16 protein-coding genes are annotated in these 20,098 nt (G+C 65.4%); 5 read left to right on the top strand and 11 right to left on the bottom strand.

Annotated elements, in window-relative coordinates; all coding sequences use genetic code 11:
* Positions 1-4: 4 nt before the first annotated feature.
* A complete protein-coding gene (locus tag ACX80C_RS07555) occupies positions 5-1,477 on the top strand; it encodes an aldehyde dehydrogenase family protein (RefSeq protein WP_459325802.1) in 1,473 nt (490 codons plus the stop codon).
* Positions 1,474-2,346 carry an aldehyde dehydrogenase family protein gene (locus ACX80C_RS07550; RefSeq protein WP_459325800.1) on the top strand — a complete coding sequence of 291 codons (873 nt, stop codon included), beginning with the start codon at positions 1,474-1,476 and terminating at the stop codon, positions 2,344-2,346. The genes ACX80C_RS07555 and ACX80C_RS07550 overlap by 4 nt, the downstream gene beginning before the upstream one ends.
* A gap of 50 nt (positions 2,347-2,396) precedes the next feature.
* On the opposite strand, the gene ACX80C_RS07545 is transcribed toward ACX80C_RS07550, so the two are convergent.
* From ACX80C_RS07545 to nirB, 5 genes are all read right to left on the bottom strand, one after another.
* Entirely contained in the window at positions 2,397-3,008 is a 612-nt protein-coding gene (locus ACX80C_RS07545) for an endonuclease domain-containing protein (protein WP_459325798.1), read from the bottom strand.
* Between the two features lie 462 nt (positions 3,009-3,470).
* The gene (locus tag ACX80C_RS07540; protein WP_459325796.1) at positions 3,471-3,725 is read right to left on the bottom strand and encodes a hypothetical protein; all 255 of its coding nucleotides are present in this window, start codon (positions 3,723-3,725) and stop codon (positions 3,471-3,473) included.
* Positions 3,726-3,805: 80 nt separating this feature from the next.
* Positions 3,806-4,933, bottom strand: coding sequence for a uroporphyrinogen-III synthase (locus tag ACX80C_RS07535; protein ID WP_459325795.1), 1,128 nt, complete (start codon positions 4,931-4,933; stop codon positions 3,806-3,808).
* Entirely contained in the window at positions 4,930-5,958 is a 1,029-nt protein-coding gene (gene cobA / locus ACX80C_RS07530; protein ID WP_459325793.1) for a uroporphyrinogen-III C-methyltransferase, read from the bottom strand. Before cobA ends, ACX80C_RS07535 begins: the two co-directional genes overlap by 4 nt.
* Complete coding sequence (gene nirB, locus ACX80C_RS07525; protein ID WP_459325791.1) at positions 5,955-8,558, bottom strand: nitrite reductase large subunit NirB; 2,604 nt, start codon at positions 8,556-8,558, stop codon at positions 5,955-5,957. Before nirB ends, cobA begins: the two co-directional genes overlap by 4 nt.
* A gap of 227 nt (positions 8,559-8,785) precedes the next feature.
* Here nirB and nirD point away from each other — a divergent pair, with 227 nt between their 5' ends.
* Entirely contained in the window at positions 8,786-9,163 is a 378-nt protein-coding gene (nirD, locus tag ACX80C_RS07520; RefSeq protein ID WP_459325790.1) for a nitrite reductase small subunit NirD, read from the top strand.
* A gap of 49 nt (positions 9,164-9,212) precedes the next feature.
* Complete coding sequence (locus ACX80C_RS07515) at positions 9,213-9,764, top strand: flavin reductase family protein (protein ID WP_459325789.1); 552 nt, start codon at positions 9,213-9,215, stop codon at positions 9,762-9,764.
* Positions 9,765-9,783: 19 nt separating this feature from the next.
* Here the strand turns inward: ACX80C_RS07515 and ACX80C_RS07510 are convergent, their stop codons facing one another.
* Entirely contained in the window at positions 9,784-11,490 is a 1,707-nt protein-coding gene (locus ACX80C_RS07510) for a phospho-sugar mutase (protein ID WP_459325787.1), read from the bottom strand.
* Between the two features lie 2 nt (positions 11,491-11,492).
* A complete protein-coding gene (locus ACX80C_RS07505) occupies positions 11,493-12,302 on the bottom strand; it encodes a purine-nucleoside phosphorylase (RefSeq protein WP_459325785.1) in 810 nt (269 codons plus the stop codon).
* A 96-nt stretch (positions 12,303-12,398) separates the two neighbouring features.
* Here ACX80C_RS07505 and ACX80C_RS07500 point away from each other — a divergent pair, with 96 nt between their 5' ends.
* Positions 12,399-13,796: an NAD(P)H-quinone dehydrogenase gene (locus tag ACX80C_RS07500; protein ID WP_459325784.1), complete on the top strand. Its 1,398-nt coding sequence runs from the start codon at positions 12,399-12,401 to the stop codon at positions 13,794-13,796.
* A gap of 81 nt (positions 13,797-13,877) precedes the next feature.
* Here the strand turns inward: ACX80C_RS07500 and ACX80C_RS07495 are convergent, their stop codons facing one another.
* The 4 genes from ACX80C_RS07495 to ACX80C_RS07480 form a co-directional block, all read right to left on the bottom strand.
* Positions 13,878-14,708, bottom strand: a complete 831-nt coding sequence (locus ACX80C_RS07495) for a hypothetical protein (protein ID WP_459325782.1) — start codon at positions 14,706-14,708, stop codon at positions 13,878-13,880.
* 186 nt (positions 14,709-14,894) lie between these two features.
* Positions 14,895-16,508, bottom strand: a complete 1,614-nt coding sequence (locus tag ACX80C_RS07490; RefSeq protein WP_459325780.1) for an FAD-dependent oxidoreductase — start codon at positions 16,506-16,508, stop codon at positions 14,895-14,897.
* The gene (locus tag ACX80C_RS07485) at positions 16,505-18,616 is read right to left on the bottom strand and encodes a molybdopterin oxidoreductase family protein (protein ID WP_459325779.1); all 2,112 of its coding nucleotides are present in this window, start codon (positions 18,614-18,616) and stop codon (positions 16,505-16,507) included. The genes ACX80C_RS07490 and ACX80C_RS07485 overlap by 4 nt, the downstream gene beginning before the upstream one ends.
* On the bottom strand, positions 18,616-19,986 hold the full coding sequence (locus tag ACX80C_RS07480) for an MFS transporter (RefSeq protein WP_459325777.1): 1,371 nt from the start codon (positions 19,984-19,986) through the stop codon (positions 18,616-18,618). The genes ACX80C_RS07485 and ACX80C_RS07480 overlap by 1 nt, the downstream gene beginning before the upstream one ends.
* Positions 19,987-20,098 lie beyond the last annotated feature (112 nt).

The following is a 20,098-nucleotide window of genomic DNA, read 5'->3' as shown; positions in this document are numbered from 1 at the left end:
CGCCATGACATTCCTCGATTACGCTCCCGCGCCCGAGTCGGCAGCGATCCTCAATCTTCGCGACGAATACGGTCTCTTCATCAACGGTGAGTTCGTCCCAGGCAACGGCGAATCCTTCACCACCATCTCACCGGCCACCGAAAAACAGATTGCCACCGTGTCCTGCGCCAATGAGCAGGACGTGGATACCGCCGTCGCCGCCGCCCGCCGCGCCTACGAAAAGACGTGGTCGCGTATGTCCGGTGCCGACCGCGGCAAGTACCTTTTCCGCATTGCGCGGCTGGTTCAGGAACGCTCACGCGAACTCGCAGTGGCTGAAAGCCTGGACAACGGCAAACCGATCAAGGAAAGCCGCGATGTCGACATCCCGCTCGTAGCCGCGTGGTTCTTCTACTACGCGGGCTGGGCGGACAAGCTGGAATACGCCGGGCTCGGTCCCGCGCCGCGCTCGCTCGGAGTGGCCGCACAGGTGATTCCGTGGAACTTCCCGCTGCTGATGCTCGCGTGGAAAATCGCGCCCGCGCTCGCCGCCGGAAATACCGTCGTCCTCAAGCCTGCCGAAACCACCCCGCTGACGGCACTGTTGTTCGCGGAGATCCTGCAACAGGCCGACTTGCCCGCCGGCGTCGTCAATATTGTGACCGGCGCCGGTGCCACCGGGTCCGCGCTGGTGAATCACCCGGACGTGAACAAGGTTGCCTTCACGGGATCGACGGCGGTGGGCCGGGAGATTGCCCGCTCCACGGCCGGGACCTCCAAGAAGCTGACCCTTGAGCTGGGCGGCAAGGGCGCGAACATCGTGTTTGACGATGCCCCGATCGACCAGGCAATTGAGGGTATTGTCAACGGGATCTTCTTCAACCAGGGTCAGGTGTGCTGTGCGGGTTCGCGGCTGCTGGTGCAGGAATCGGTCCACGACGACGTCGTGGACCGGCTGAAAGCGCGGCTGTCCACCCTGCGCGTGGGTGATCCGCTGGACAAGAATACCGACGTCGGCGCCATCAACTCGGCGTCCCAGCTGGGGCGGATGCGTGAACTGTCCGACATCGGCGAGCAGGAGGGAGCTGAACGGTGGAGTCCGGCCTGCAACCTGCCTTCCGAAGGCTTCTGGTTCCCGCCGACGGTCTTCACGAACGTGTCCACGAGCCACCGGATCGCGCGGGATGAAATCTTCGGGCCGGTCCTGTCCGTGCTGACGTTCCGCACGCCCGCGGAAGCGATCGCGAAGGCGAACAACACGCCGTACGGGCTTTCTGCCGGCATCTGGACCGACAAGGGCAGCCGGATCCTCGCTGTTGCTGACAAGCTGCGTGCCGGCGTTGTCTGGGCCAACACGTTCAACAAGTTCGACCCCGCGTCTCCCTTCGGCGGGTACAAGGAATCCGGCTATGGCCGCGAGGGCGGCAAGCATGGGCTCTCGGCCTACCTGGCGCCGTCGTCGTTCAAGTCGTCGTCGTTCAAGGGAGGTACCCGATGAGCCGGCTCGCTGTTCCGAAGACCTACAAGCTCTACGTCGGCGGTAAGTTCATCCGGAGCGAATCCGGACGGGTGTACGAGGTCGAGCCCAAGAAGGGGAGCTTTTCGGTGAGTTCAGTCAACGCTGCGAAAGCTTCGCGGAAGGACGCGCGGGATGCAGTGGTTGCCGCCCGGGCTGCCGTTAGTGCCTGGTCGGGTACCACGGGCTACAACCGGGGGCAGGTGCTGTACCGGATCGCGGAGATTCTCGACGGACGCCGCGCGCAGTTCGCCGAGGAGATCGCGGCGTTCGAGGGTGTTTCGTCCTCGGCGGCGTCGGCGCAGGTGGACGAGGCAATCGATCTGTGGGTCTGGTATGCCGGCTGGGCGGACAAATACGTGCAGGTTGCCGGGAACTCGAACGCCGTCTCCGGGCCGTTCTTCAACCTGTCGGTCCCTGAACCGACCGGCGTGGTGGCTGTGGTGGCGCCGCAGGGGAATACCTCGTTGCTTGGCTTCGTACGCGCGGTGGCGCCGGTACTGGTGAGCGGGAACGCCGTCGTCGTCATTCCGAACGAGGCAGCGCCGCTTGCTGCGCTGAGCCTTGGCGAGGTCTTCGCGACCAGCGATGTGCCGGCCGGCGTCGTGAATGTCCTCAGTGGCTCACCGGCCGAGATCCTGCCGTGGCTGGCTGCCCACGCGGACGTCAACGCGCTGGACCTGCTCGGAGCCGGCGAGTTGGACTGGGTGGACCTGCAGGTTGCGGCCGCGGACACGTTGAAGCGGGTGCTTCCGCCCGAGTCAGGGCCCGACGCCGGTGCCCCCTCGATTGACCGCATCACGTTCTTCACGGAGACCAAGACGGTGTGGCACACGAAGGGCCTCCTCTAGCCCTCCATCGACTCTTCAATAGGTGACCGTTAGAGCGCTGTAACGGTCACCTATTGAAGAGTGGATTTCGGACATGGACGCCAGCCAGCCGCAATGAGGGCCGACCGCACTTTTGCCACGGCGGCTTTGGCGTCGTTCACCATATGGCGCTTGGAGATTCGAACTTCGGCCCACCCCAACCTTCCGTAGCGTTCCGCCCTGGCAATGTCGCGAGCCACTTGTTCCGGGTCTGAGTGACCGGATCCCTCATATTCGATCCCGACGCGGTACTCGGGGTAGGACAAATCTGGTTGGTGGTGCTCGTTGCCAGCTTCGTCCGAAATGGGAACGTTAAGCTTCGGTTCAGGCAGTCCGGCGTCCACAAGCGCGAGACGCAGCAGAGTTTCCGGCGGAGAATCGGCGCCGATTCGTGCGAGCGCCAGTGCTTCACGGGCACGCCGAACACCTCTCTTACCAGCGTGGCGATTGATCATGTCCTGCAGGCGTTCGAGGGTGCTGTGAGGTTCGCTTCGCCCTTCGAGGTTAGAGCGGGGAATCCTGATGAGGTGGTCTGCGATCACGACGAGATCGTGGACAGGTAAACGCGCGGCCAGATCGAGCCATGTCCTTTCACGGGTGGTGACGTTCACTCCGTCAACAGTCGTTACTTCGTCGGCATACATTTTGCATTCATGGCCGACGACGCCGGGCCGTCGTACCGCTGGCTTTCCTTCGGGGCGCGAAATATGGATGATCGCTGCTGCATCACACGAATAGTGGGGAAACTGCCAAATGGCGCCCGCGGTTACATGTGAAGCGGCGGAGAAAGGCGTGACCCTGCTAACCGCGCCAGCTAGCTCCGCATCTGACGGAGAGCACTTGGCGGACCTCAAGCCCCGACCGATGGACACAACTTTCCCGTTACGCAGGCGACGTCTGCTGATGCCGAGCGCGTCAGCGTCACCAACGGTGAAGGGAAGAACGGTCAGAGGCTCTGGAAGAGGTTCCGGTGTGCGCATGAAGCGATTATTCCGAAGGTGGGACCTTCGCCGTCGTCGTTATCCACATATGCGATCGACTCCTCAATAGGTGACCGTTAGAGGGCCCAAACGGTCACCTATTGGAGAGTCGATGCAAGAAACGGTTCAGGCCTTGCGCTCGCCCTTCGCGATCTGCCCACCGGTGTCCGAACGGCCGAGGATGGTCTGCGGGATCCAGAACGCGAGGAAGAACAGCACGAGGCACACCGCGAACGGCCAGACATTGGTCTTCTCGAAGAACGTCAGCGAGAAGATAGCCGCCGTAAACAGGACGAGCATCACAACGAAGGCAAGGATGTTACCGATCAGGTGCCCCTGACCGGAATGCGTAGGACGCTCGGTGCGTGCAGGATGTGCCATGGAATCTCCTCAGGGATCGTGCGAAATCTGCTCCCCTAACTCTAGCGTCCGCGAACGCCGGGGCGGATCACGATGCACGGCTACAGCTGCAGCCGGTAACCGCGTTTGATGACGGTCGCCACGAGACCGGCATCGGGTAACGACTTCCGCAGCCGGCTGATGGTCATATCCAGTGCATGTTCGCCGGTACCGTCGGCGAGCACCCCGGCCAGTTGTTCCCGTGAGAGCACCCCGCCGTTGGCTTCGGCGAGGGCCCGGAACAGGCTCATCGGCGCAGGGGCCAGCTCCACCGGATTCCCGTTGATGCGCAGGTTCCTTCCACGCAACTCGATCGGCCCGAAGGCGCTCGGATACTGCAGAACCCGGTGCTGGCCCAGGTACTCGCCCACCAACCGGATCAGCGCCCCCATACGGTAGCGTTCCGGGACGAGGGGCGAAACCCCCACATCCACGAGCGGCTGTGCCGTCACGGGCCCGACGACGGCGGCCGCCACCCGCCCGGTCAACGCCCGGACAAACGCATCAAGGGACCCCATTTCCGACGCGGTGCTGAGGACGGCATCGACCGCGGGTGCACTGGTGAACGTGAGAACATCGAGCCCGCCGGCACAGACCGTCTCGATCAGCCGCGGCAGCGCATCCGGACCCGTTGGCTTCACCCAGCGGTACGGGGTCACGGTCAAAACCTGCGCACCCGCGCGGCGAAGCCTTTCCAACTGCCGATAATCCGTGTGGCCATGCAGCTGCACGGCAACCGTCTTCCCGTGCAGTTCCAACCCGAGCATCATGTTCACCAGGGACGCAGTGGTTTCATCGATGCTGATCCCGACGTCGGTGAGGCTTAGCGCCCGCACAGCACCGCGGGCTTTGGGGCCCCGGACGTAGATCTTCGCCTCACCGAGAACGTCCAGCAGGGAATCCCCGACGCCTGCGGCATCAGCGGCCTCGCACCACCTCCGCAGGCCATAGGCGGTGGTGACGATGGCATAATCCGGACGGGCAGCGATGATCGCGCGGGTGTCTTCGAACAACGGCAGGTCTTCGGCCACAGGCGCGATCTTCAGCGCCGGTGCGTGCAGGATTGAGGCACCGCGGCGTTCAAACGCCTCGATCAGGTCACCCGCACGCCGGTCCGCGGTCACACCGATGCGGAAACCGGCCAGCGAGAGCTCACCGGTGGGTAGATCAACTGCGGGCATAACAGTCATGATGCCACCATCGGGTGCGTGAGCACGTCGGTCAGCGTCGCGCGAAAGTCCTGGTGCCGGCGAACCACCTCGCCGATGACGACGACGGCGGGTGAGGTGCAGCGCGCCGCGCCCGCAGCCGTGACGGCTCCGCCAAGAGTCGAAATGGTGGTCCGTTGCTCCGGACTGAAGCCTTTCTCCACGATCGCAACCGGAACGCTGGATGCAAGCCCCGCCTTGCGCAGTCCCGAGGTGAGCTGCGGCAGGGTACCGATGCCCATCAGTACCACAATGGTTCCGCCCAGGGCGGTAAGCGCCTCGAGTTCCTGCGGAGTCAGCGGCTGGTGCCCCGACACAACGGTGAACGCGTGCGCCACGCCCCGGTAGGTCACCGGAATGCCCGCGGCCGCCGGCACGGCAATAGAGCTGCTGATTCCCGGCACGGTCGAGACCGGAACCCCGGCCGCCACGCAGCTGTTGATTTCCTCCCCGCCCCGGCCGAACACGAACGGGTCGCCGCCCTTCAGGCGGACGACGTTGTGTCCCGCCTTCGCCCGTTCGACCATGAGCGCTTCGATTTCCGCCTGGGGAATCGGGTGGTGACCGGGAGTTTTTCCGACGTCGATGAGTTCCGCCCCGGGCGCCAGCTCCGTGAGCGTTCGGTAGGGCGCCAGCCGGTCGTAAAGTACGACGTCGGCCTCCCGCAGCACGGCGCGTGCCCGCACAGTGAGCAGGTCCTCCACACCCGGACCGCCTCCGACCAGGGTCACGCAGCCGCCCGGTGCGGCTGGCTCCTCCGCGGAGACAAGAATCCTGCGCTCACGGCAAGCCTGGCGCAGCGGTTCCCAACGACCGCGCGAATCGTCAACCACAACGGCGAGACACACGCCGTCAAGAAGCCGCGGATGGAACTGCGAGGGGATCGCGATCCGGCGCACTGTTGCGCCGCCGGCACCGTAGCGGCGCACTACGCGGCGCGCCGCCGTCGTAGTGCCCGCAACAAGGACGGTCAGGCCGGTGACTTCGAGGGAAAGCTGCATGGTCATTCGCCCTCTCCAAGGGCGGAACGGACGGGAATCCCGGCGCCTAACAGGACGGGACCGCCGGCGGCCCGCTCCTCGTCAGTGGCGGGCCGGATCTGGCCGCGTTCGGGGACGTTGGCGATCCAGTCGTCCTTCTCGTGCGGGGCATTGACGAAGGAGCGGAACCTGCGCAGGCGCTCAGGATCCTGCAGGGTGGCGGCCCATTCGTCCTCGTAGTTGTCGATGTGCCGCGCCACGGCTGCTTCCAGGTCCACGGCGATGCCAAGCGAGTCGTGGACGATAACGTCCTCGACGTGCTTGATCCCGCCGTCGAGCTCTGCCTGCCAGGCCGCGGTGCGCTGCAGCCGGTCCGCGGTACGGATGTAGTACATGAGGTAGCGGTCGATGTACTGGATGAGGGCGTTGTCATCGAGGTCGCTGGCCAACAGCTGGGCGTGTGCCGGGGTGGCTCCGCCGTTGCCGCCGACGTACAGGTTCCAGCCGTCCGAGGTGGCGATCACGCCGACATCCTTGCCGCGCGCCTCCGCGCACTCGCGGGCGCAGCCGGAGACGCCGAACTTAAGCTTGTGCGGGCTGCGCAGCCCGCGGTACCGGAGTTCCAGCTGGATGGCCATTGCCACCGAATCCTGCACACCGAACCGGCACCAGGTGGAGCCGACGCAGGACTTCACGGTCCGCAGCGACTTCCCGTACGCCTGGCCCGATTCAAATCCGGCTTCGACCAGGATCTTCCAGATCTCCGGCAGTTCCTCCAGCCGCGCACCGAACATGTCGATCCGCTGACCACCGGTGATCTTGGTGTACAGATTGAAGTCCTGGGCAACCTTGGCGATCACGCCGAGCTTCTCCGGGGTGATCTCGCCGCCCGGAATGCGCGGCACTACCGAGTAGGTGCCGTTCTTCTGCATGTTGGCGAGTGCGCGGTCGTTGGTGTCCTGCAGGATCCCGCGGCCGCCGTCGAGCACGTACTCGGCACGCTGCGAGGCGAGGATGGACGCTATGACGGGTTTACAGATGTCGCAGCCGTGCGTGCCCGTCTCCGGTACCGCGAAACGCCCGATGATGCCCTCGAAGCTGTCCAGCTCCAGTACGCGTACCGCTTCGAAGAGCTCCGGCCGTGACATGGCGAAGTGCTCGCAAAGGGCCTTGGAGACCTCGATGCCGCTCTTCTTCAGCTCACCCTCGAGGAGCTTCTTGAGCATCGGCACACAGGAACCGCAGCCGGTCCCGGCCTTTGTGCAACCCTTCAGGGGACTGAGCTCGCGAACCGGTTCGGAACCCTCGCAGGTACCGCAGCCGTTGACTGCGTCACGGATTGAGCCTGCCGAGACGTTGTTGCAGGAGCAGAGGATCGCGTCGTCAGGCAGTTCCATGTCCGGCGCCTCACCGCCGCCAGCAGCCGAGAGGTAGGCGCCGGGCTCGGCGCTGAGTTCCCGCCCAAGGAGCGGGCGAAGGGCTGTGTAGGGAGATGCGTCGCCGACGAAGATACCGCCGAGCAGCGTCTTTGCATCGTCCGTGACGACCAGCTTCTGGTAGAGCCCACGCGCAGGATCGGCGTAGACAATCTCAAGGCTGTGTTCGGCAGCGGCGAAGGCGTCGCCGAACGCGGCGACCTCCACCCCGGAGAGCTTGAGCTTGGTCGCTGTATCGAAGCCGGGGAAGGTGGCTGTACCGCCGTGCAGGCGGTCGGCGCAGATCTCGGCCATGGTGTTCGCCGGTGCCACCAGGCCAAGGGCCATGCCGTCGAAGCACGCGACCTCGCCGATCGCCCAGATGTTCGGGTCCTCGGTGGCACAGGACGCATCGATGACGACGCCGCCGCGCGGCCCCGTTGTCATGCCGGCATCGCGGGGAAGTTCGTCGCGGGGCCGGACGCCGATGGCCACCACCACGAGGTCCGCGGGAACCCGCCGACCGTCGGCCATGTCGACGCCCACCATCCGGCCGTCCTCCATCGCGAAACCGGAGGGGAACACCCCACCGTGCACGGTGACGCCCTTGGCTGTGATGAGCCGGTCGAGTGCCTGCCCGCCGCCCTGGTCGAGCTGGGTGTTCATGAGCCATTCCGCGCCGTTGATGACCACCGGGTTGGCTCCGAGCGTCTGCATTCCGCCGGCCGCCTCCAGACCGAGCAGCCCGCCGCCGATCACAACTGCGTTGATTGTGCGGCCCAGTTCCTCGGTGAGCCGGGTGACTTCCGTGCGAAGGGCCCTGACGTCGTCGACCGTCCGGTAGACGTGTGCCGCGTCCATTCCGGGCAGCGGAAGACGGGCAGCGTTGGAACCCGTGGCAAGGACCAGATGATCGAAGGCGTGCACGTCCCCCGATGCGGTGGTCACGGTGCGGGCTTTCCGGTCCAGGCTGACGGCGCGGGAGCCGGTGGCAAGGGTGATGGACGGGTGGTCCCACATGGTGGCGTCGCCGAGTGTGAGATCGACGTCGGCAACGAGGGCCCGGCTCAGCGCTACGCGGTCATACGGCAGCCAGGTCTCCTCCGTGAGCACGGTGATGGCGAATCCGTCCAGCCCGCGAGACCACATGGCTTCAACGAAGCGGTGGGCTGCGGGCCCGCCGCCGACGACGAGGATCTTCTGGGTTGACATGTAGGACACCTTTCGCGCATTTGAGCAGCACTCTTGAAATGAGCGTACGGATGCGCAGTTGCCTCGTGATTTCCCTTATGTAAACGAAGATTAACTTCGCACTCACCGACGCCACGTTCGATGGTGAGATGCGTTTTACGCGTCCGCAACACGGAATAACGCCGTGTGTAACGCCCTCTGAATAGCGTCAGAAACAGTTCCAAATCGCGCAAGAACTAGGGAGACCCATGACGCTGCAACTCGACCACAGTCCCGAGACCGCACTCCAGGAAAGGCTCCAGGGCACCTGGTATCCGATCTGCCGCCTCACTGATCTTGAGCAGTGCTGGGGCGAAGCCGCATTGATCCACGGCCGTCAGGTTGCACTGTTCCGCGTGGACACTGGAACGGTGTTCGCGGTATCCCACCGCGACCCGGTCAGCGGCTCGCAGGTGATGGCTCGCGGACTCATCGGGTCGAAGGGGCAACGATTCACGATTACCTCGCCGCTCCACAAGGAGGTGTACTACCTGGACTCGGGGGATCCCGTTTCCGGAATCGGTACGGCCCTGCGCAGCTTCCCAACCCGTATTGCGGATGGGACGGTCGAGGTGTTGATCGCCTGAACGGCGGACCACATGTGCCCACCAGCACCGGCGATGACATCATGGGGACATGGAGCTGGAGGGCGGGCTGACCGCGCAGAGACTGGACGAAACCAACCCGTCACAGGCCGACACAGACGCATTCCGGGTGCTCAGCAGCGACATCGCCTCCGGTGTCGGAGTCATTTCCACCGTCCTGCGCCGTCGAGACTACGCGGCGACTGTCAGCAGCTTTCTCTCGGTCTCCTACGATCCGCCCACGCAACTGGTGAGCCTGTATGAGGAGTCCCGCATCTGCGAAGCGGTGACCGCATCGGGAACGTGGGCGCTGAGCCTCCTCTCGAATGACCAGCGCGGCACGGTGAACTGGCTGGCCAGCCCCGGGAATCCTGTGGAGGGACTGCTCGCCCAGGTCCCCTTCCGGCGGGGCCCGGCCACTTCAAGCGCTGTGATTTCGGGCGCGCTGGCATGGTTCGAGCTCAAGACCGTGGCTGTGCACCCCGCCGCAACTCACCAGCTCATTGTCGGGCAGGTCCTGTCAATGGGCCGGGACATACCGGCGGGTTCCGCAACTGATCCGCTGATCCACTTCGGTGGCGGATATCAGCGACTGCGGCGCTAGACAGCTTCGTTGGAGCTGGTCAGAGCCCGAGCGCCTGCTTCACGTCGCTGATCACTGCATCCAGCCGGGTCCGCGCGGTCGTCTTGGCCGTTCCCAGTTCCGATGGCGAGCCGACAGGCTCCACAACTTCCAGGTAGCACTTGAGTTTCGGCTCAGTCCCGCTGGGACGGATGATGACCCGGGTCTGGTCTTCGGTGACGTAGAGCAGCCCATCCGTGGGCGGGAGGTCTGCGCCCTCGGCGAGGTCTTCGGCGACCGTCACGGCGGAACCCGCGAACGACGACGGCGGCACCTGCCGCAGGCGGGTCATCATCGTCCCGAGCAGGTCGAGGTTTTCCACCCGCACGGACAGCTGGTCCGTGACGTGCAGCCCGTGAGCCAGGGCGAGCTCATCGAGTACATCAAAGAGGGTCTTGCCCTCGGCGTGGCAGGTCGCGGCGAACTCAGCCAGCAACAGGGCCGCCGAGAGGCCGTCCTTGTCCCGCACCACCTCGGGAGCCACGCAGTACCCGAGGGCCTCCTCATAGCCGAAACCGAGGTCCGGAACGCGTGAGATCCACTTGAACCCCGTGAGCGTCTGGGTATGGCGGAATCCGGCAGCGTTGGCGATCCGTCCGAGCAGACGGGAGGAGACGATCGAGTTCGCGAAGACCCCGCCCCTGGAGGAAGCGCTACCTCCGGAGAGCCTGTGTGCCAGGTGGAGCCCGAGCAGCGCCCCGGCTTCGTCTCCCCGAAGCATCCGCCACTGGCCCGTTGCGGGATCCTTCGCAGCAGCGGCCATGCGGTCGGCATCCGGATCGTTGGCCAGCACGAGGTCGGCATCGTGTGTACCCGCTGCAGCCAGCGCCAGATCAAGCGCGCCGGGTTCCTCCGGGTTTGGAAACTCCACCGTGGGAAAGGCAGGATCGGGCTCGGCCTGCTCCGCAACAACATGCACGTCTGCGAAACCTGCAGCGGCGAGCACGGCCTGCGCAGTACGGCCTCCGACGCCATGAAGAGGAGTGAGCACGATCGACAGGTCCCGCGCCGGGTAACCCTCCCGGTCAGCGAGGGCAACCACCGTGGCAACGTAGTCGTCCTCGGTGCTGTTCGGGAGCACAGTCCAGCCGCTCTCAGCTAGCTTGACATCCCCCACCGAGGCAATTGCCGCAGCGATCGCTGTGTCATGCGGGGCGACAATCTGCACACCACGGGCCGTAGGCTCAACCGCGCGTCCGCCGAGGTACACCTTGTACCCGTTGTCCTGGGGCGGATTGTGACTGGCTGTCACCATGACCCCGACCTCGCACTGAAGCGCGCGGATCGCATACGCCAGCACCGGCGTCGGAAGTTCGGTGGGCAGGAGGAAAGTCTCCAGTCCTGCCGCCGTGAAGATCGCCGCGGTTTCCTCGGCAAAGATTCGCGAGTTGTGCCGGGCATCGAAGCCGACGACGGCGCGCGGCACGTACTCTCCCGCCGCCAGTTCGAGCGCGTGGGCTGCCACCCCGGCCGCGGCGCGCCGCACGACCACCCGGTTCATGCGGTTCGGGCCCGGTCCCAGCGCGGCACGCAGGCCGGCCGTCCCGAAAAGCAGCGGGCCGCTGAAGGCATCGCCAAGCTGCTGTAGGGCAGCCAGCCCGCCGTCGTCGTCGTTCTGGGCACTGTTGATCAGTTGGGTTAGTTCCGCACGGGTTTCCGGGTCGGGGTCCTCAGCGGCCCAGGTACGGGCCTGCGTGAAGAGATCCATGGTCAGAGCCTGCCGATGATGTCGGCGAGGAGCCGCGAGATGCGCGGGCCGGCGGCCTGGCCGGCCTCCAGGACTTCCTCGTGGCTGAGCGGTACGTCACTGATGCCGGCCGCGAGGTTGGTCACCAGCGACATACCGAAGACCTCCATGCCGGCGTGCCGCGCGGCAATCGCCTCAAGGGCAGTGGACATGCCAACGAGGTCCGCGCCGATCCGCTTGGCGTACTGGACTTCGGCCGGGGTTTCGTAATGCGGTCCGGTGAACTGGGCATAGACGCCTTCGTCGAGGGACGGATCGACTTCGCGTGCCAGGGTCCTCAGCCGGGACGAGTAGAGGTCGGTGAGGTCGACGAACGTGGCGCCCTCAAGCGGCGAGGTTGCGGTGAGGTTGAGGTGGTCGCTGATCAGTACCGGTGTGCCGGGTGCCCATTGTTCCTGCAGGCCGCCGCAGCCGTTGGTGAGGACGAGGACCTTCGCTCCCGCCGCCGCGGCCGTGCGCACCCCGTGAACGACGGCGCGCACACCGTGGCCCTCGTAGTAGTGGGCCCGGGCGCCGAGGACGAGGGCACGCTTGCCCGCCGGCGTGAGCACGGAGCGGATGGTGCCAACATGTCCCGCGACTGCCGGCGCGGCGAAACCTGGGATATCCGTAGCTTGCAGGGTGTGGGTGGTTTCGCCGATCAGCTCCGCGGCCTGGCCCCAGCCGGAGCCGAGGACCAGTGCGATGTCATGGGCTGGTACCGAAGTTTCCTGCGCGATGTACTCCGCTGCGGTGCGGGCAAGGGCGAACGGGTCCTGGGATTGGTCAGTCACCGGTCCAACTTACCCCCAGTTCTTCGCGAGGTTCCACCTGTTATTTGCGGTCCACGCCGTTTGAGCGGTGGTGGGGGATAGGACAGAATGGCAAGTGTGACGAGTCAACTGGATTTCAGCGCCCTGCGGATCGCAATTCTCGGGGGTGGACCCGGTGGCTACGAAGCGGCCATGGTTGCTGCCTCGCTTGGAGCGAAAGTCACTATTGTTGAGCAGAACGGACTGGGTGGCTCCGCTGTGCTGACGGACGTTGTTCCTTCAAAGACGCTCATCGCCACGGCCGACACCATGGCCCGCGTCGCCAACGCACACAACCTTGGAGTGAAGTTCGCTGATTCGACTGCGGCCTACGCGGATCTGGGGCAGGTGAACCAACGGCTGCTCGACCTCGCGGCCAACCAGTCCCGGGATATCACCGCGGCTCTGGAGGGTGCGGGAGTCACCGTCCTGATCGGTACAGGCAAGCTGCTCGATAACCACCGGCTTGAAGTGGAAACGGAATCCGGGACCACAACCGTTGAGGCCGACGCCATCCTGCTCTCCGTTGGAGCCCACCCGCGCGAACTTCCGACGGCGGCGCCGGACGGTGAGCGGATCTTCAACTGGAAACAGGTCTACAACCTGACCGAAGTGCCTGAGCATCTGATCGTCATCGGATCGGGGGTGACGGGCGCCGAATTCGCTTCCGCGTACCACGGCCTCGGAGCGGAAGTCACCCTGGTCTCCAGCCGCGACCGCGTGTTGCCCGGTGAGGACGCCGACGCCGCTGAGGTCCTCGAGAATGTCTTCCGCGAGCGCGGCATGAGCGTGCTGTCCAAGTCACGTGCAGAGGGTGTAGCCCGGACCGACGACGGCGTGAGGGTCACCCTTTCCGACGGCCGCACCGTTGACGGAAGCCATTGCCTGGTGGCCGTCGGCTCCATCCCGAACACGGCGGGGATCGGGCTCGAGGAAGCCGGTGTTGCGCTCACCGAATCGGGGCACATCAAAGTGGACGGTGTTTCCCGTACCACCGCCCCCAACGTCTATGCTGCCGGTGACTGCACCGGCGTCCTTGCCCTTGCCTCGGTGTCCGCCATGCAGGGCCGGATCGCCATGGCCCACCTGATGGGAGACAGCGTCACGCCGTTGAAGCTGAAGCAGGTGGCGTCCAACATCTTCACGGCACCCGAGATCGCTTCCGTTGGGGTCTCGGAAGCCGATGTCGAGTCCGGCCGCTACCAGGGCGACGTCTTCAAGCTCTCGCTCAGCACCAATCCGCGCGCGAAGATGATGAACGTCAAGGACGGGTTCGTGAAGATCATTGCCCGCAAGGGATCGGGCACGGTGATCGGCGGCGTCGTTGTTGCCCCGCGTGCTTCCGAACTGATCTTCCCGCTCGCGCTCGCCGTCACCAAGAAGCTCCATGTGGACGACGTCGCGAACACGTTCACCGTGTACCCGTCGCTGACCGGGTCGATCTCGGAAGCGGCGCGGCGGCTGCACATCCACTAACCGGGTTTCCGCTAACCCGCATCGAGTTGGCAGGACACGCCGGTTATGCGTCTCCAAAAGGGGTGTGTCCTGCCAACTCGATCAGGATTTCGGTCGCCAGCCTCTTGCAACCATCGCCGACCGGACTTTTGCAACCGCTGCTTTGGCTTCGTTCGCCATATGCCGGTTCGAGATGCGCACTTCGGTCCACTCGATCGCTTTCGCCTTCTCAGCTCGGCTGATGTCACGGTCCACCTGTCCTTGCTCGGCGTGCCCTGAGCCGTCGTACTCAATTCCAATCTTGAGTTCGGGATATGAGAGATCGGGCTGATGGTGTTCGACGCCGTACTCGTCGACGACGCGCAGGTTCACACAGGGTTCAGGAAGACCTGCATGAACCAGTGCCAGACGGAGCATTGTTTCCGGAGGCGAGTCAGATCCTACCCGCGCAAGGTCGAGCGCTTGCCGTGCCTTACGGATTCCGCGCTTGCCGGGGTGGCGGTCGATCATCCGCTGCAGGTCATCCTTGCTGCAATACGGTTCCGACCGGCCCTCGAATCGTTCGCGGGGAACACGAATGAGCTGGTCCGCTATGACCACAAGCTCATCTACGTTCAGCATCTCGGCAAGGTCCAACCATGTGCGCTCTCGAGTGGTGAGCCTGATGCCGTCTATCTCGGTTATTTCATCGGGGTACAGCCTGCTGGTGTGGCCGATGACCTTTGTCCGACGGGGAGTGGCCTTGCCTGCGGGACGGGATAAATGGAACATGCTCTGTTCTCCTTCACAGCTGTAATGAGGTAAGCCCAGGACCGCGCCGGCTGTTTGATGGGATGCAGCCGAGTGCTCCGTCACGCGGGTGTAGGCACGCAGAAGTTGCGCCATGTGCCCCTGGTGGAAGGCCGCAACCCTGATTCCCTGGCTGGAAGACACGAAGCGAGCACTGTAAATTCGCTTGCGGTTGATTCCGAGCTGATCGGATTCCGTCACAGTAAATGGAAACGATTCGAGAGGTTCCGGGAGGGGGTGAGGCGATCGCATGACCTTGATTATGGGTGCACAGGCTCAACCGGTACTTGGGTTATCCACAGACCCCATCGAGATGGCAGGACACGCCGGTTATGCGTCTCCAAACGGGGTGTGTCCTGCCAACTCGATGGTTTGGAAGTGCTCCTCGATGATCCCGCGGATGTCCGTGTGGCACCCGCCGCAGCCCGTCCCCGCCCGCGTCGACGCCGACACCTCCTCAACCGTTGAACAGCCGACGACGGCGGCCTGCTCGATACTTCCCCGGCTCACCCCTGCGCACCGGCAGACGGTGGCTGACGGATCGCGGTTGGACGACGACGAAGATGCCTGCTCCTCCGCCCCATCCAGGCGGAGCAGGCTCGACCGGTCCTCAGGCAACACCGAACCGCTCTCGAAGAGCAGCACCAGTTCGGCGCCCGTCCTCGGCATCCCGATGCACACCAGCCCGCTGAGCACCCCGTTGCGCGTCACCATCTTCGCGTACCGGCCGTGCTGCGGATCGGCCCAGAGCGCAACCGCGGTGCCGTCATCGTGCCCGGACCACAGGTTCGCGCTCACATCGCCTGCCACTACCGCGTCCAACCCGCGGGCTTTCAGCATCACGACCGGGGGCAGCGCCGCTTCACGGTACGACGACGGCGGCGGCCCATCCGCGCCAGAAGTCGCGCCGAAAGGCGTGCCGGACGCCACACCAGCCGCCACGCCTGTTGGTGCCAATCGCCGGGTCAGGGCGTCCGCGAGCCACTCAGCCTGCTTCCAGCCCGGCCCGATCAGTCCCGAGGGAGCGGTATCGCCGGCACAGTCAGCGCAGTCCGGGTCAGGGCAGCTCACCTCGGCGCAGTCGCCGATCGCGTGGATGAACTCGTCGTGGTGGACCGTGAGGGAATGATCAACGAGGATCCCGCTACTAAAAGGCAGCCCGGCGCCGTCGGCCAGCTCAGTGCGGGGCCGCACGCCGCATGACAACACCAGCAGATCGCCCGAGACGAACCGGCCGTCATCAAGGCGGAGGGCCGTGAACTTCCCGGTGTCGTCGTGTTCCAGGCCCACGGCTTTGGCCCCGGAGACCAGCCGGACGCCCTGCCGCCGGAGCGCGGCAGCGAGGACGCGGCCGCCGTCGTCGTCAATGTTGCGAGCCAGCGGGTGATCGCCGTGGTGCACCACTGAAACCCGCGCGCCTTCCTCGGCCGCCGCGAGTGCGGCTTCCAGCCCGAGGATACCGCCGCCGAGGATCACCACGTCGCCCCGCCGCTGAACCACTGCACGCAGGGCGCGCGCGTCTGCGAGGTCGCGTAATGCAGTGACTCCCGGGGGAAGGGAGGGATGCAGCGGGTCCGGGTTCAGCCCGGCGAGATAGGGGATGACCGGACGCGCGCCGGTGGCCAGGACCAGCCGGTCATGTGCCCGGACGGTCCCGTCGGAAAGCTGGAGCTGCCGCCGCGCCCGGTCGATCCGGCGCACGCTCCGGTCCAGTAGAACGTCAGCGCCCACGGTGGCGAGCCGCGCAGGGTCGCTGAGCGAGATCGTTTCGGGGGAGGTCCGGCCAACACCGACGTCGGCAACCAGGACGCGGTTGTACGCCGGCTCGGGCTCGGCTCCGATCACAGTGAGGTGTGCCGCGCCGGAAGCAAGCATCGGATCGATCAACTCGATGAACCGTGCCGCAACGGGGCCGAATCCCACCACAACAATGCGTTCTCTCATACGGCCACAGCCTCCGTCCCTGCCGAACGGCGCGCCCGCACGGTCACTCGGGTTGTCTTGAATTCGGGCATTCCGGAGACCGGATCCGTCTCATCGGAGGTGAGCAGGTTCGCGTTTCCCGCACCTGGAAAGTGGAAGGATAGGAAGACCGTGTCCTGCCGGACCGTCGTCGTCAGTTGTGCGCGTGCCGTGACAGTGCCGCGGCCGTTGCCGATTTCCACCTCGGCGTTGTCCGTGATGCCCAGCCCGGCGGCGGTGACCGGGTGAATCTGGATCACCTGGCTGTCGCTCGTGGCCAGGAGGTCACCGACCCGGCGGGTCTGCGTGCCTGACTGGTAGTGTTCCAGCAGCCGCCCTGTCGCAAGCGTCAGCGTTCCGTGGGGAGCAACACCGGGAACCGAAGCCGGCGCCACAGGGTGCAGCACAGCCCGTCCATCGGGGTGGGCGAAACGGTCAAGGAACAACCGGGGGGTGCCTTTGCTTCCGGTCGGATAGGGCCAGTAGGCGGGCTCGCCGTCGTCGAGCATGGTGTAGTCCACGCCGGAATAGTCAGCGAGGCCACCGGCGCTCGCGGCGCGTAACTCGGTGAACACGGTTTCGGGGTCCTCGCTGAACGACGACGGCGCCTCCAGCAGCTCGGCCAGCCGGGACATGATCCACAATTCGCTGCGCGCGTCGGCAGGCGGTGCCAGAGCCCGCCGACGCCGGAGGACACGTCCCTCGAGATTGGTCATGGTGCCCTCCTCCTCTGCCCACTGCAGGACCGGAAGGACGAGGTCAGCCTCGGCGGCGGTTTCGGAGAGGAAGAAGTCGCAGACCACCAGGAAGTCCAGACTGCGCAGGCCATCGAGCACAGTGGCGGCGTTTGGAGCCGAGACCGCAACGTTCGCGCCATGGACGAACAGGCAGTGCACTCCTCCGGGTTTGCCGAGCGAGGCGAGAAGTTCGACGGCGGGAAGCCCGGGCCCGGGAATTGCCTCCTCGGGCACTCCCCAGACTTCGGCCATGTGCTTCCTCGCGGCGGGATCGGTGATCTTCCGGTATCCGGGCAACTGGTCGGCCTTCTGCCCGTGTTCGCGGCCGCCTTGACCGTTTCCCTGGCCAGTCAGCGTGCCGTAGCCGCTCCCGGGAGTTCCGGGCAGACCCAGCAGGAGTGCGAGGTTGATGGCCGCGGTAGCCGTGTCCGTCCCGTTGGCGTGCTGTTCCACGCCGCGGCCGGTGAGGATGTACGTCCCGCCGGGCTGGGCGAGCCGGTGCGCGGTCTTCCGGATGGTCTCCGCCGGGACGCCGGTGACGGCCTGGACCCGCTCGGGCCACCAGGCGGCCACACTCCGCGTGATGGCCTCGTAGCCGCGGGTTCGGCCGGCGATGTAGGGCCGGTTAACCAGGCCCTCCGTGATCACCACATGCGTAATGCCCAGCAGGAGCGCAAGGTCCGTCTTCGGCGCGGGCTGGAGGTGTACACCCTGGCCGCCGGCGGTGAGCCGGGCGGTCGCTGATCGGCGGGGGTCGACGACCATGAGTCCGCCCGCATCCCGGGCACCCTGGAGATGCTGGACGAACGGCGGCATGGTGTCGGCCGTGTTCGACCCGAGCATCAGGATGGTTCGCGCCGACCCCAGATCTGCCAGCGGAAAGGGGAGCCCGCGGTCCAGTCCGAAAGCACGGTTCGCCGCGGCGGCGGCAGAGGACATGCAAAACCGTCCGTTGTAATCGATGCGGGAGGTGCCAAGGGCCAGCCGCGCGAATTTCCCCAACTGGTACGCCTTCTCATTGGTCAACCCCCCGCCGCCGAAGACGCCGATTGCGTCTGCTCCATATTGTGCGCGGACTTTCCGCACTGTGTCCCGGATGAGCCGGAGTGCTTGTTCCCAGCTCACCGGGCGGTGGACGCCGTCGTCGTCCTTCAATAGCGGCGTCTGCAGTCGGTCCGGGTGTCGAAGCAGCTCTGTGGACGTCCAGCCTTTACGGCACAGCCCGCCCTTGTTGGTGGGAAAGTCCCGGCCGCTGACGCCAACGGAGTGCGGACCCGTGGAGGTCAGCGTCATGGCGCACTGCAGCGCGCAGTACGGGCAGTGAGTGTCAGTCGTGCCAGCGGGACCGCTCATCAGACGCTGCCCACCTGGCCGGAGGTGCTGCGGCGGAGGTAGAAGAACCAGGTGACTGCAAGCATGAGTGCGTAGGCGGTGACGAAACCGTAGAACGCGGCGTCGTATGAGCCGGTCGCGCCCTTCGAAGCGTTCAGCACCTGGGGGATGACGAATCCGCCGTAGGCTCCGATCGCCGAGATCAGCCCGAGGGCCGCGGCCGCCTTACGTCCGGTACTCATCCCGTCATCGTTTCGGCCCCGCAGAGCGAAGATGATGGGGATCATCCGGTACGTGGCGCCGTTTCCGGCGCCGGCCGCCGCAAAGAGCACGAGGAACAGGGTCAGGAAGAGCCAGAAGTTCGACGCAGGAAGGGTCCAGATTACGGTCAAGGCAGCCAGTGCCATGACAGCGAACGCGCAGACAGTGATCCGTGCTCCGCCCCAGCGGTCGGCGAGGCGGCCACCGTAGGGGCGGGCCAGGGAGCCCACCAGCGGGCCGAGGAACGCGAGCGACAGGGCTGCCGGCCCGATGGCGAATGTTGAGAAGGCCGGAAAGGAATCGAGGATCAGTTTCGGGAAGACACCGGAAAAGCCGATGAACGAGCCGAAGGTTCCGATGTAGAGGAACGCCATGACCCATAGGTGCGGCTCGCGCAGGGCGGCGATGGAGCCGGCGAGGTCCGACTTCGCACTGGAAATGTTGTCCATGTACTTCCAGGCGCCGAAAGCAGCGACAAGGATCAGCGGAACCCAGATCCAGCCCGCGAGGGGAAGGTTGAGCGTCGCAGCGGCGCCCGCCGCGATGACCAGCGGAACAATCAACTGCGCGACGGCGGCGCCGAGGTTTCCGCCGGCGGCGTTCAGTCCCAGCGCCCAGCCCTTCTCGCGGGCGGGGTAGAAGAAGGTGATGTTCGCCATCGAGCTGGCGAAGTTGCCGCCGCCGAACCCGGCAAGCGCCGCGACGCCGAGCAGTACCCCGAACGGCGTGTCCGGGTTGCTGACGCAAACGGCCAGGCCGATCGCCGGAATCAGGAGCAGAAGCGCCGAGATGATGGTCCAGTTCCGCCCACCGAACCTCGGAACCATGAAGGTGTACGGGATGCGGAGCGTGGCGCCGACCAGGCTGGGCATCGAAATGAGCCAGAAGATCTCGGCGCTGGAGAGTGTGAAGCCGGCTGCAGGCAGGTAAATCACGGCAATGGACCACAGTTGCCAGACAACAAAGCCGAGGAATTCGCAGGCGATGGACCAGCGGAGGTTACGGCGGGCGATGTTTCGGCCGCCGGACTCCCACTGATCGCGGTCCTCAGGGTTCCAGTTATCGATCCACCGGCCGGGACGGTGCGCAATAGTTGTTTCAGCGGCTGTGACTGCGCGTTCAACGCTCATGGCGGACCTTTCATTCAAGGAGCAGTACGGCCACGATATGGAGGACGCGTTTCGCGTCAGGTCCCGGTATGTAAACGCGGTGTGACATCCGCCTATCCGCGGTATGGACGCG

The organism is Arthrobacter tecti (assembly GCF_054511355.1).
Note: the sequence above shows the minus strand (reverse complement) of the source record. Positions and strands in the feature narration are given on the sequence as shown.